The sequence below is a fragment of the Lacticaseibacillus parahuelsenbergensis genome, from assembly GCF_030770265.1.
GTDB lineage: Bacteria > Bacillota > Bacilli > Lactobacillales > Lactobacillaceae > Lacticaseibacillus > Lacticaseibacillus casei.
Window position 1 is genome coordinate 619747 of the sequence record NZ_CP132482.1, and the last position, 13791, is coordinate 633537.

11 protein-coding genes are annotated in these 13791 nt (G+C 48.6%); 9 read left to right on the top strand and 2 right to left on the bottom strand.

Annotated features, from left to right (window positions below):
* Positions 1 to 73: 73 nt before the first annotated feature.
* From LACPH_RS02920 to celB, 9 genes are all read left to right on the top strand, one after another.
* The gene (locus LACPH_RS02920) at positions 74 to 1717 is read left to right on the top strand and encodes an ABC-F family ATP-binding cassette domain-containing protein (RefSeq protein ID WP_010493437.1); all 1644 of its coding nucleotides are present in this window, start codon (positions 74 to 76) and stop codon (positions 1715 to 1717) included.
* Positions 1718 to 2116: 399 nt separating this feature from the next.
* The gene (locus tag LACPH_RS02925; RefSeq protein ID WP_274784443.1) at positions 2117 to 3793 is read left to right on the top strand and encodes a MutS-related protein; all 1677 of its coding nucleotides are present in this window, start codon (positions 2117 to 2119) and stop codon (positions 3791 to 3793) included.
* Positions 3790 to 4371: a uracil-DNA glycosylase family protein gene (locus LACPH_RS02930; RefSeq protein ID WP_087911627.1), complete on the top strand. Its 582-nt coding sequence runs from the start codon at positions 3790 to 3792 to the stop codon at positions 4369 to 4371. Before LACPH_RS02925 ends, LACPH_RS02930 begins: the two co-directional genes overlap by 4 nt.
* 425 nt (positions 4372 to 4796) lie before the next feature.
* Entirely contained in the window at positions 4797 to 6230 is a 1434-nt protein-coding gene (locus LACPH_RS02935; protein ID WP_274784444.1) for a 6-phospho-beta-glucosidase, read from the top strand.
* A gap of 58 nt (positions 6231 to 6288) precedes the next feature.
* Positions 6289 to 6603 (top strand): PTS cellobiose transporter subunit IIB, encoded by a 315-nt coding sequence (locus tag LACPH_RS02940; RefSeq protein ID WP_010493446.1) that lies wholly within the window; start codon positions 6289 to 6291, stop codon positions 6601 to 6603.
* A gap of 83 nt (positions 6604 to 6686) precedes the next feature.
* Complete coding sequence (locus LACPH_RS02945) at positions 6687 to 8675, top strand: BglG family transcription antiterminator (RefSeq protein ID WP_306387245.1); 1989 nt, start codon at positions 6687 to 6689, stop codon at positions 8673 to 8675.
* A 6-nt stretch (positions 8676 to 8681) separates the two neighbouring features.
* A complete protein-coding gene (locus LACPH_RS02950) occupies positions 8682 to 9041 on the top strand; it encodes a PTS cellobiose transporter subunit IIA (protein ID WP_087911630.1) in 360 nt (119 codons plus the stop codon).
* 4 nt (positions 9042 to 9045) lie between these two features.
* The gene (locus LACPH_RS02955) at positions 9046 to 9543 is read left to right on the top strand and encodes a sugar transporter (RefSeq protein ID WP_274784446.1); all 498 of its coding nucleotides are present in this window, start codon (positions 9046 to 9048) and stop codon (positions 9541 to 9543) included.
* Positions 9544 to 9678: 135 nt separating this feature from the next.
* Positions 9679 to 11040 carry a PTS cellobiose transporter subunit IIC gene (celB, locus tag LACPH_RS02960; RefSeq protein ID WP_274784447.1) on the top strand — a complete coding sequence of 454 codons (1362 nt, stop codon included), beginning with the start codon at positions 9679 to 9681 and terminating at the stop codon, positions 11038 to 11040.
* A 166-nt stretch (positions 11041 to 11206) separates the two neighbouring features.
* Here celB and LACPH_RS02965 read toward each other — a convergent pair whose 3' ends face one another.
* Both LACPH_RS02965 and glpO read right to left on the bottom strand, forming a co-directional pair.
* The gene (locus LACPH_RS02965; protein ID WP_049171027.1) at positions 11207 to 11914 is read right to left on the bottom strand and encodes an MIP/aquaporin family protein; all 708 of its coding nucleotides are present in this window, start codon (positions 11912 to 11914) and stop codon (positions 11207 to 11209) included.
* 14 nt (positions 11915 to 11928) lie between these two features.
* Positions 11929 to 13782, bottom strand: a complete 1854-nt coding sequence (gene glpO / locus LACPH_RS02970; protein ID WP_274784448.1) for a type 1 glycerol-3-phosphate oxidase — start codon at positions 13780 to 13782, stop codon at positions 11929 to 11931.
* Between the last annotated feature and the right edge of the window lie 9 nt (positions 13783 to 13791).

Here is a 13791-nt window from a genome sequence, read left to right on the forward strand (position 1 = left end):
CGAAACAGCGTTATTTGTGAAACCCGCGATAATCTGATAATATATGTAGAAATCTTTTAAGCGAGGTATGAAATTGCTCACAGTAAACAATGTTTCGATGACGTTCTCGGATCGGAAGCTGTACGAAGACGTTAACCTGAAATTCACGCCCGGTAATTGTTATGGCATTATTGGTGCCAACGGGGCGGGAAAATCGACTTTTCTCAAAATTCTTGAAGGCGAGCTGACACCGACGACCGGATCTGTCAGTCTTTCACCTAACGAGCGCATGAGCAGCCTGAAACAGGATCACTTTGCGTTCGATGATCAGACCGTCATGAACACTGTTTTACAGGGGTGGGAACGTCTGTATCAAGTGATGACGGAAAAAGACGCGCTTTACGCTAAAGCGGACTTCAGTGAAGCAGACGGTAACAAGGCTGCCGAACTTGAAGGCGAGTTTGCGGAAATGGACGGCTGGAACGCGGAAAGCGACGCATCGCAATTGTTGCAGTCGCTGGGTATTCGGGAAAGCGAACATCAAAAGCTCATGGCCGATCTGCCTGAAGGGGAGAAGGTCAAGGTGCTTTTGGCGCAAGCGCTGTTCGGTAAACCGGACGTGTTGCTGCTGGACGAACCGACAAACGGTCTTGATCCACAGGCGATTAGCTGGCTCGAAGACTTTTTGGCGGACTATGAGCATACTGTGTTGGTTGTCTCCCATGACCGGCATTTTCTGAACGCGGTTTGTACCATGATGTGTGATGTCGATTTTGGTAAGATCGAACTTTACGTCGGCAACTATGACTTTTGGAAGCAGAGTTCCGAGTTGGCGTTGCAGCTGCAGAGTCAGGCCAACGCCAAAAAAGAAGAACAGATCAAACAGCTGCAGGAATTCGTGGCCCGTTTTTCGGCCAATGCATCCAAGTCGAAGCAGGCCACTTCGCGTAAGAAGCAGCTTGAAAAGATTACCTTGGACGATATTCGGCCGAGCTCCCGTAAGTACCCGTATATCAAGTTTGAACCTGAGCGGGCGATCGGGAACGACTTGTTGCGGGTGGAGAATGTTTCCAAGACAATTGACGGCCAGCAGGTACTGAAAGATGTCAGTTTCATTTTGCGGCCGGGTGATAAAACCGGCATTATCAGCCGCAGCGATGTGACGGCAACGGTGCTGATGCAGTTGCTGGCAGGTGAGATGGAGCCGGATAGCGGCACGATTACCTGGGGTGTCACAACCAGCCGTGCGGCGATGCCTAAGGATTTAAATCCCGAATTTGACCACGCTGACCTCAACATTCTGGATTGGTTGCGCCAATTTGCGCCGCAAGATGAGCAGGATAATACGTTCTTGCGCGGGTTCCTCGGGCGGATGCTTTTCTCCGGTGATGAGGTGCTTAAGCAGTTGAATGTCTTGTCTGGTGGCGAAAAGGTGCGGTCGTATCTGGCGAAGATGATGCTAAGTAAGGCCAATGTGTTGATCATGGACGATCCGACCAACCATCTTGATTTGGAAAGTATTACTAGCCTGAATGATGCGTTGATTGATTTTAAGGGTTCCGTGATTTTTACCAGTCATGATCATCAGTTCATCCAGACGATTGCGGATCATATCATCGAAGTCGGACCATTGGGTGTTGTTGATCGGGCTGACACGAGCTATGACGAGTTTATGCAGCATGAAACTGCGCAGAAGCAAGTGGAAGCCATTTATCCGGAGTCGTTGCGGCAGGCTTAGGCAATTTGTTCCGGGACGTGCCAAACTCCGCAATCTCCGGCCAGCTGAGCCTGGAACGTGGTGGGCACGACTTTAAGCCTCAGCAAAAAACGCTGAGTCTTAAAGCTCGGCCTTGTTGTAGGCGGGGCAAAGAGCGCCCCACCAACAACAATGTCACCACTGAGGCTCATCTGGCCTCCGATTGCTCCGCTTTGGCACTGGGTTTTCCAAGAACACAACGAAATGTTCCCCCGACTCTTCTTTAGAAACAGACGAATTAATCTTCCGCATAACATCGTTGGAAGTTGATTCGTCTATTTTTTTGTCTTTTATCTTTGCACGAGAGATAATATCATTAGATTTGTGTGATAGATAGCCGGCATGAACCCGTGACCTGGTGCATAAGAAGGGATGATCGATATGACCCAACCCGTGATAATTTTGCTTGGTGTTGGCGGCTTTGCTGTTGCCGTCGTTGTGCTTAATCTGCTGTTGGCGTGGCGGCGTCAGGCAAAGCTGAAGCGGCAGTTGCTTGCTGACTGGGGGACGTTGCCGGTTAAGCGTGGTGGTAGCGAGCGTTATTTGAAGGCGGCGTATCTTGATCATGAGGCGCAGGTTAATCATGATTGTCTCATTGATGATTTGACGTGGCGGGATTTGGACATGTTTGAGGTGTTCAAACAGCTTAACGCCACACAGAGCAGCGTTGGTGCGGAGCGCGTGTATGCTCAGTTGCGGGCTTACGACTTGGGCAGGCCCGATGTTAACGAAACGTTGATTGACTTTTTTCGCACGCACGCCGAGGAGCGGCTTAAAGTTCAGCTTGCGTTTGCCGGTTTGGGCACGGAAGCGGCGAATAATAGTCAGCATTATCTCCGCACCACGACACAGGCGGCCCTGCCTCATGCTTGGCGCTTTAAGGCTTTAGGCGGGTTGCCGGTCGTGGGCTTGCTCCTGATCCCGTTGTTGCCAGCGCTTGGTGTGGCGGTGGCGACTTTGAGCCTTTTGGTGAATCTTTTTTATTACGTTGTGAAAAGGGAGGCGCTGGATACCGAAGTAATGGCGATGGGGTATCTGGTGCGCACGATTGTGACGGCCGAGCATCTCGTTAAAATTGCCCAACCAACGCAGGCTGCTTTGCGCACCGCGTTGAAGCCGATGCGCGGAATCACGCGGCTTGCCTTTGTTTTCCGCACGCGCGATAACAGCAGTGCCGATATGATGACCGAATATTTTAGCAGTATGTTTATGCTGGGGTTTATTGCCTATAACAACGTGCTGACGCGTTTGCACAATCGGCATGCCGAGGCGTTAACTTTGTGGCAGGCGTTAGGCGACTTGGAGTTGGCGATTGCGATTGCTAATTTTCGCGAGGCGCATGCTAACAGCAGCCAACCGGTTTTTGCGGATGGCGGGCTGACGGCGAAGGAGCTGGTTCATCCGTTGCTCAAGCATCCGGTGGCTAATCCGGTTGACTGGCAGAAGAACGCTTTGATTACCGGTGCCAACGCGTCTGGTAAATCAACGTATGTCAAAAGCATCGCCGTCAACGCGATTCTGGCGCAAACGATCAACACAGTTTTGGCGAAGGACTTCTCGATCCAACCGGGTCTGGTGATTACGGCCATGGCAATTCGTGATGATTTAAGCGAAGGCGACAGCTATTTTGTGGCCGAAATCAAGGCGATTCATCGGCTTTTAAATGCGGTTGCCACCAACAAGCGAATTTACGGCTTCATTGATGAAATTCTGAAGGGTACCAACACGGTCGAACGAATTGCTGCATCGGCCAGTGTCATCAACTGGTTGAGCCACTATCCCAGTTTGGTGGTTGTCGCGACGCATGATAACGAGCTGACCGATATCATGGGCGAACAATGCGTCAACTGGCATTTTCAGGAAAAGGTGACCAAAAAGGATGGCGTTGTCTTTGACTACTTGCTGCATCAAGGCCCGGCGACGTCGCATAATGCGATCACCTTGTTGGCCACAATGGCGTATCCGGCGACGTTGATCAAAGACGCGCGGACGCTTGCGGCTGATTTTGAACGGACTAAGGTATGGCCGAGGTATCGACAAGGAGGCATTAAGGCGTGACAACAGCCAATCAGATTTTTGAAGCAATCCGGCGTGATCCGGCCAACGCAGACTTCACTGCGCAAGGGTGGGATCCGCTTTACCACATCGAGCCAGATGCGACCATCCTGATTGCGAGTCAGGCGCCAGGCCGGAAAGCCCAGACCACGAAAACGTATTGGAATGATCCAAGCGGTGATCGTTTGCGTACTTGGATGGGCGTGACGAACGACCAGTTTTATCACAGTGGTAAAATCGCTGTCCTGCCGCTGGACTTTTATTATCCGGGAAAAGGCAAGTCAGGAGATTTACCGCCACGTAAAGATTTTGCGGCTAAGTGGCATCCCCCTTTGTTGGCACTGATGCCACACATCCAGTTGACCATTGTGATCGGTGCCTATGCGCAGAAGTACTACCTAGGCAAACGCCGGGAAAAGACGCTGACGGCGACGGTCAAAAATTTCCGGGCCTATTTACCGACCTATTTTCCGATCGTCCATCCTTCGCCGTTGAACTATGGCTGGGTGAATCGCAATCCGTGGTTCATGGATGAGGTTGTGCCGGCGTTGCAGCAGCGGGTGGCGCGGTTGATGAAGTGATTCGGAACACAAAAAATGACAGAAAGTACCGAAAATGATAATGTGTTTTTAGAGTAAAGTATAAGTGCCATTTGAAGATCACCGCGGCTTAGACACCCGCAATGTTGACAAGATCGTTCGAACGGTTGGCGGCTCCCTTCTAGGAAGCCGTTTTTTAGTGCCAAAAACAAGATTGTAATGTGGTCAGACTAGTTGCCTAATATTATTTTTCGCCATTGAGGAACATAACTAAATGCCTTGGGCCGATTTTTAGTGGCCGTAACACGCTTCATTCACAGATGTGGGGCAGAAGAATCGTTTAATAATACGGCAGTTTCATTAGTTTCATTTTCAATCGGCTTTTTCCTCATCAATGCGGAAAAAGCCGATATGGTCGTGAAACCGGTTACATATTATGCTGGTTCACGTAAGGAGGAGGATCAAACATGACAACAGGGTTACCTAAAAACTTTTTATGGGGCGGTGCAGTTGCTGCCCATCAGCTGGAAGGTGCTTGGCAAGAAGACGGCAAAGGCGTCAGTGTTGCCGATGTTATGACGGTGGGTGGTCCGAAAAAAGCGCGGACGATCACGGACGGCGTGGTTCCGGGAGAATACTATCCGAACCATGATGGGATCAATTTTTATCATCGCTACAAGGAAGATATTGCTTTGTTTAAGGAAATGGGCTTCAACAGTTTTCGAACCTCGATTGCGTGGACGCGGATTTATCCAAATGGAGACGAGACTCAGCCAAACGAAGCAGGTTTAAAGTTTTACGATGATCTCTTTGACGAACTATTGAAGAACGGCATTGAACCGGTTGTTACCTTGTCACATTTTGAATTACCGTACCACCTTGTAACTGAATATGGCGGGTTTAGAAATCGCAAGTTAATTGAATTTTTTGTTCGATTTGCTACTACCTGTTTCGAACGGTATAAGAACAAGGTTAAGTATTGGATGACATTTAACGAAATTAACAATCAGGCAAATTTTGTCGATGATTTTGCACCATTCACCAACTCGGGTTTACGTTATCAACCTGGTGATGATCGGGAGGCTATCATGTATCAGGCGGCCCACAATGAATTGGTTGCCAGTGCAGAGGCCGTTCAAATCGGTCACGCGATCAATCCAACGATGCAAATCGGCTGCATGATCGCGATGGGTCCGATTTATCCATACAGCATGAATCCTGAAGACGTGTTGTTGGCGCAAAAGGCGATGGAGCACAATTATTACTTTGCTGATGTACACGTGCATGGTGACTATCCGGCAACGTTGCTCAAGTATTGGGAGCGCAAAGGCATTACGCCTGAGATCAGTGCTGAGGACCGCCAGATTCTGAAAAATGGCACAGTCGATTATATTGGGCTTAGTTATTACATGTCGCACGCTGTTAAAAAGGATCCTGCTAGATCCTTTGACGATCTCGATTTAAAGCAAGTGGTCAAAAATAATTACCTGAAAGCTAGCGATTGGGGTTGGCAAATTGATCCGTGCGGGTTGCGTTACGCTTTGAATTGGCTGACAGATCGGTATCGCAAACCGCTGTTCATTGTTGAGAATGGCTTCGGCGCGTATGACAAAGTTGAAGCGAATGGTCAGATTCACGATTCATATCGCATCAATTATTTACGCGCACATATTGAACAAATGAAACTGGCAGTGACGGAAGATGGCGTCGATTTAATCGGTTACTTACCTTGGGGCCCGATTGACCTAGTTTCTGCCGGAACCGGCGAAATGGACAAACGTTATGGCTTCATTTACGTTGATAAGGATAACCAAGGCGAAGGAACGCTTGCTCGTAGCCGTAAAGATTCATTTTTCTGGTACAAACAGGTCATCGCGTCAAACGGTGAGAATCTGAATTAAGGTAATGGCAGTCGGCAGTGTGATCGCTGGCCGTCAAGTAGGAAAGGAAGACTGTATCGTGAAAAAAGCATTGATCATCTGTGCAGCAGGAATGTCGTCATCCATGATGGCGAAGAAAACCACAGATTACTTTAAGGCACACAGCAAAGACATTCAGTTAGATGCTGTCACAGCAACTGAAGGTGAAGATGAAATCCGCAACGGCGACTTCGATCTTTTCCTGATTTCACCGCAGACCAACATGTATCTGGATAACTTCCAGAAAGTTGGCAAAGAGGTAGGTAAGCCAGTTGTCAGCATTCCATTTGATGCTTACATTCCAATTCCAATGGGGATCGAGAAAATGGCAAAGTTGGTTGAAAAAAATCTCTGAAGTTATCTTTCCTTCAGGTCGGCAATGACAACACGCTTATGTAGAAAGCCGCGAAGCAAAGACCGGATCGAGGAGGCATCAGTATGAAACAGAAAGAGCGCGAGTTAATGCTTTATCTCGTTGAGAATCAGGATCAATATGTCACGAGTAAAGACTTGGCAAACACACTTTTGATGACGCCTAGGACGGTCCGAAGCTATGTTAAAAGTTTAAAATCCATGATCGAGAAGCATGGTGCGAGTCTCGAAGCGAAGCCGAGTTTCGGTTATCGCTTACATATTCTCCACCCGGTCGCGTTTGATCTGTTTTTAAACCAGCATAAGGTGTTAAGTCCAAAAGCCAATGATACTGTGACGGCCTCCGAGTCGATTGATCGCCAGAATTATATTCTCAATAAGCTGCTAATCGAAGACGAGGCCTTACTCATGGATGATCTCACTGAACGGCTATTCGTCAGTCGCTCGACGCTTTCAAAAGACATGATAGCTGTTCGTGAGAAGTTAGAGCCTTATGCACTGCATCTTGAGAGTAGAGCGAACAAGGGCTTTTATGTTGTCGGGACGGAACGCAATCGCCGGCATTTCATTCTGGATTATTTCTTCAGCCATGGCCAGAACAACTTTCAACGGTTTATGGAAAGTAAGTCTTTCTTTGCCGATGTCAGCTTTGAACAGCTGACGATCGTCGTGATTGATGAATGTCGGGAAGCTAGTCTGGGTTTGTCGGATTTTATCATTCAAAATATTGTTTTATACCTGGCACTCAGCATCGAGCGGGTTCGAAAAGGGAACAATTTATCTCCTTTGAGGGTTGAACAAGCGCCAGAACATCAGCGGCATTATGCAGTAGCTGAGCGGATCATGGAACGGATCGCCAGAAGTACCGGGTTGCAGTTTTCGGACAGTGAAGTTGCCTATTTAGCGATTCAGCTTGTTGCGATGGCAAAGGGAAGCCCGCAAGACTCGAACGACCAGGCTCTTTGGAAGGACATGGATCAAGTACTCAGGCGAATCGAAGCCGAGACAGGTTATCCGGTGAGCACGGATTATGCATTAAGAAAAAGTCTGGCCGAACACATCAAGCCGATGTTAGTACGGCTGCAGCAAGGCATTCAGCTAAAAAATCCATTGTTAAAAGAAATCAAGACCCATTATCCGCAATATTTTGCTGACACCAAGCGCTTTCTAGGCATGTCAAAAATATTGTCTGCGTACACGATTAACGATGACGAAACGGCCTATATGGCAATGCATCTCATGGCAGCAGTCGAAAAGTATCATAATGCTCATAAACTACGGACCTTGATTATCTGTGCCACCGGTTACGGCAGTGCAGAGTTACTCAATAATCGCGTGCAAAAGGAGTTTGGCGAGACGCTGAATATTGTCGGGGTCAAAGGTTATTACGAAGTTGATGACGAAAGTTTGGCTGACGTTGATCTGATCATTTCAGCGATTGATCTGTCGACCCAGGTGTTGCGTGTCCCAGTCATTCAGGTCAGTGTCTTCTTGGGTGAAATGGATGTTCGGGCGATTCGTCAATTCTTGGAGACGCATAATCGCCCACATGGGAAAGCGGCTTCAAAAGTCGAGGCTATTGCTGCTGTCGGTAAAAGCATTTTTGATCAGTTTACTGATTCTAGTCGATTTGTACGTTGGACAGAGCCAGTTAATCGAGAAACTGTTTTAAATCGACTCTGCGCCCAAGTAGCGCTTCTTGAGCCGGCTAATTTTGCAGACGAGTTAAAAGCTCAAGTACATCAACGCGAACAGATGAGCAGCATTACATTTAGTCAAAAAATCGTTGTTCCTCATCCGGCGATGCCAATCGGCCAATTTACCCAAATTGCCATTGGCGTCATTCCTGCGGGATTAAAATGGTCCGAAAGCTTCCCAGCTGTCCAGCTCGTGTTTCTTTTGTCACCTTCTTATTTGGGGAATCGAGGGCTGACCTCAATCACCCAGACAATTGTTGCGTTGACTGACCATGCGGATTGGCAAGCGTCATTAGTGGCAGCCTCAGATTTCAAAAGTTTTCGTCACCGCTTTTTACAAATGATGGAGGAGGAATAAGTGCCGATGAATTCAGATGATATTCAATTAATTGCATTTGAAATTATTTTGCATAGCGGTAATTCACGAACCATGATTCATGAGGCGTTCGCGGCTATGCGTGTTGGCGATTTTGACAAAGCCGATGAACGATTGAAGGCTTCAAATGACGAATTATTACTAGCACACCAATCACAAAGCGATCTCTTAAAGAAATATGCCGGTGGCACAAAGATCGAGATGGAGATCATTTTAGTTCATGCCCAGGATCACTTGATGACCACGATGACATTACGCGAAGTTGCGTTGGAAATGGAGCATCTTTATCGCAATCAGGCTGCTGCAGGGGAGTTGAAAAGCAATGAACCGGAAGATAAGGGCAAGTGAGAACGTGAGGACACAAACAACGGCAACCATTGATAAGAACCGCCAAGCGCTTAGTTTGCAAAGCATGCGGTTCAATCGATTTTTGGGTATTCGCTATCTAACCGCTGTTTTCTTCTTTGCTAATCTTTGGTGGGCAATCATTGCTAACAATCTTTGGAGCAAGTGGCTGCCGGTGGGGTTGATGATGCTTGCAGTTCCAGTGATTTATGAACAAATTAAGCTCTTTGGAACCCCTACGCATCACTTGCCATATACCACGCTTTATTTCTGGTGCCAAACAGGGGTGAACATTGGCCTCAGTATTTTGATTGTGACGCCACTATTTAATGCGTTATACCCCTTCATTCGCGATACGAATAACAATCGCGGTGTTGTTCTTTTGATTTTGATGGTCGGTATTGGCCTTGGTGGCTGGTCTTTACGCCGACTGCATTTGATTAGACAGGGCAAGGATCGATTTTATAGTCGATTGCTGGCTTATCAAGCAACACTTCATAAGTAACGAAAGTCAGCGTGTCAGAGTTTTTAGAGGAGAAAGCTAATTTCGTTCCTCGCGTCAAAGGCTGTTAAGTATCATTTTGGTGTCATCGCAAGCAATACCGCGACGGCTCACGCTCATAATTAGGAGGAATCACTAATGGAGAATAACGGGCGCTTTTTCAATTTTATGACGAAGACCTTACTTAAATCCATGTCCAAGGTTGCCCAGTATCGGATTGTACGGGCGGTTATGGCAGCTGGCATGGCGAGTATTCCTTTCACAATTGTCGGCTCAATGGTATTAGTTCTTAATGTTATTCCTTTAGTTTGGCCGGTGACAGCCGGTTTTTGGAACGCCACTTTCATGAAATTCAGCGACCTTTATATGGTTATCAACACAGCAACCATGGGCATTCTGGCGATGTACTTTGCACTAGCGATCGGCTATGAACTCACCAGAATTATCCAAACAGAAGATAAGCTGAAAGTTGCACCGCTAAACGGCGCGTTCTTGTCACTCTTTGCCTTTTTCATGTGTTTACCTGAACTGGTTGTCAAGGGCGGAAAGATCATTCTACTCAACTCTATTACTTCAAAAGAGAAAGTGATCAATGGGTTTCGAATGACGGCAACGATCGATCGTTTGGGGACCTCAGGCATTTTCACAGCAATTATTATGGCGATTGTGGCTGTCTATTTATACAAATTTTGTGTCAAGCATAATTGGACGATTAGAATGCCGGAAGCTGTCCCTGAAGGTGTTTCCCGTTCGTTCACTGCTTTGATTCCAACCGCTGTCATTGCCCTTGTTGTGATGGTCATCAATGGCTCGCTTGTCTTGTTGGGAACGGATATTTTCAAAATGATTTCAATTCCGTTTAGTTTTGTCACCAATCTGACGAGTACATGGATCGGCGTCATTGTCATCGAATTCCTGATCCATGCCCTGTGGATTGTTGGTGTTCATGGCGCAAACATTATCAGTGCTTTTATCGGCCCGATTTTGCTGACAAACATGGCCGCTAATGCAAACGGTGCACATATTCCATTTGCCGGGGAATTCAACAACTCATTTGCCATTATGGGAGGCTCCGGTGCCACACTCGGACTTTGTCTTTTCATTGCCTTCGCTGCACGCTCGGAACAACTGAAGGTTTTGGGGAGAGCGTCTTTAGCGCCAGCGTTTTTCAATATCAATGAGCCTCTGATTTTCGGACTGCCAATCGTTTATAATCCTTATCTGGCGATTCCATTTTTCTTAGCACCGATGGCAAGTGCCTCATTGGCCTACGCTGCCTTTTATTTCCGATTAATCAATCCGATCATCACACAGGCACCATGGCCATCACCAATTGGTTTCGGCGCATTGATCAGTACCGTTGATATACGAGCGGTGATTGTAGCCATCTTGTGCGGCATCGTGGCATTTCTCATTTGGTTTCCGTTTATTAAACTGTACGATGCTAAATTGGTCAATGACGAAAAGCAGGTTGCTGCTGGAAAAGAGGCTGAAGCATAGCACTCTCAATCGCATGACTATCGTTGTATAGCCAAAAGGAAGCTGTTCGCAAGATGCTGGAACAGTTTCAGCTTATTAGGAGCTTGCTTTTTAGATGATTCAAAGGTATACAAAAAACCGACATCAATCGCGATGTCGGTTTTTGTGGTTCAAATCAAGTGATAGATTATGGCAAAGCTGCAAAGATCAGCGCGCCAGCCACACCGCCTGCCAGTGGGCCTAAAACCGGTACCCAGGCATAGGGCCAGTCGGAGTCGCCTTTGTTGGCAATTGGCAAAATGGCATGCGCCAGCCGCGGGCCAAGATCTCGGGCCGGGTTAATGGCATAACCGGTGGTGCCGCCAAGTGATAAGCCAATCGCGGTGATCAGGATGCCGACGCCGATTGGATTCAGGCCGTCTGTCCATTTGCCTTTGGTGAAGGCTAACAGACCGAAAATCAAGACAGCAGTGCCGATGAATTCGGAAATGAAGTTGGCCGCGTAACTGCGAATGGCCGGACCAGTAGCAAAGACGCCTAAGGTTGCTGCAGGATCTTTGGTAGCTGCCCAGTGCGGGTAGTAATGCAGCCAGACAGCAGCTGCTCCGAGCAACGCACCCAGTAACTGGGCGATAATGAAGGGCAGTACCCACGCCCAAGGGAAGCGGCCAATCGCCGCAAACGCTACGGTGACTGCCGGATTAAGGTGTGCCGGTCCTAAGAAGGCGGCGGTATAAACGCCCATGGTTACGGCCAATCCCCATCCTAGGGTAATGGCAACCCAACCGGCCCCATTGGCTTTGGACTTGTTCAGCGACACGCCTGCGACCACACCATCGCCAAGGAGGATCAAAACGAAGGTACCAATGAATTCACCTAATGCTTGTGTCCACATATGGGTGCCCCTTTCTAGGCTTGAGGAGCCGAAGCCGGCGCCTTCTTCAAGTCATCCAACCGACTCTCACTGATCGCTTGTTCCAAATCAGCCAACTGTTGTGCCTTTGTGGCTTCGTCCCAACCCAAGATGCGGGCCATTTCGTCTACCACCGGCTGTTTCAAGTCAGCCAGCGTTTCGGCATGGAAAAGAATGGCATTGGTCCGGCGCAACAGGTAATCAACCGGCGTCAGCGTCATTTCTTCATTGATTGAATAGCGCAGACTCATGGTTTCCTTGAGACTCAAGCCTGGTGCCGGCTGGCCGTCAGCATACGTGACCACGCGACTGATGTTGGAGCCGTAGCGATTGGCAAGGTCAGCCGCATCCTTTTCAGGCATGCCAGCGTCAATCCCGATCCGGGTGTAGAAAGCAATCGTATCGTCAACGTTGGTCGGATCAAAATGACCGCCGGAGACTTGAAGCTTTTTGGAGTCAACGGTGCGGGTTTCGGTCGCAAATTTTTCAGCCAAGACACGACGAATCAAGGCGAGGGCGCCAGCCGCCATTTTCCGGTAGTCAGTGATCTTCCCACCGGACAGTGTGATCATGCCATCATCGGCTTGGCGAAGGGAACTGCCGCGGGAAATCTGGGATGGACTCAGGGAAGCTTCGGCATGAGCAGTCTCCAGCTTGGAAATGGCGTGCTCAACATCGGATCGGGTCGCTTGGTTGTCTTCGTAATCGTTAACGACTTTGACCAAGGCCTCAAACGAATCATCCGAAACCTTACCAGTGTTAGCGCCACCGCCGTTATAATCGGAGCTGCCGTTGTTGGCAATCAGTGGCCGCAGACCGGCCCAGCTGGCCTCGATGTCGTCGATCGTGATGTGGCTTTCCGGGAAGCGCTTGTTGATCACTTTTAGCAGGTAATCCACATCGGCTTGTTCGACACGTGGATGCTTGAAGTCGCCGGTATAATCGGTATCGGTCGTGCCAAAATAAGTCTTGCCCTCACGTGGTACGACGAAGAACATCCGGCCGTCATTCAAACCGGTATCCATGTAGGTCGGTTGCGGTACCGGCAGACGGGAACCATCGACAACCAAATGAACCCCTTTAGTTGGGCGCAGGGTTGGGGCCTGATTTTCGTTCTTATCGAGCGCTTTAAACTTGTCGGACCATGGACCGGTGGTGTTGATCACGAGTTTGGCATGAATATCGAATTCGCTGTCATCCAAAAGATCCTTAGCACGCAAACCGATGACTTGGCCAGCATCATTGTGCAAGACGCCGATCGCCTTCACGCGGCTAGCCATGAGCCCGCCGAGTTCAGCCGCTTCTTTGATGTTTTCGATGACCAGACGCGCATCATTGTTCACGAAGTCGAGGTAAACGCCGCCGCCTTGCAGCCCGTCTTTTTCCAGCTGTGGTTCACGTTGTAGAATTTCATCTTTCGTAACGGTGTAGTTGGCATACTGCGAGCCTTCAACGTTTGCCAGTCGATCATAAAGATCCATTGCGATTTTGATGCTGAACATGTCGAACGTGCTGCCAGGTTCCTGGAAAATCGGCAGTAACATCGGGAATGGCCGCGGAATGTGCGGGGCGATGCCTTGAACAACGGCCCGTTCCTTGACGGTATCGGCAACGACGCCAACGTCAAATGTCTTAAGGTAACGGATGCCGCCGTGTACCAGTTTGGTCGAACGTGAACTGGTGCCTTCAGCAAAGTCCTGCATTTCGATCAAGCCGGTCTTGATGCCACTTGCGGCTGCCTGAATCGCAACTCCGGCACCGGTAATGCCGCCGCCGACAACCAGAAGGTCCAGTTCGGTTTGTTTTAATTGTTCAATCGTTTGTTTGCGGGTTTCACTTGAAAATGCCATTTTAATAAG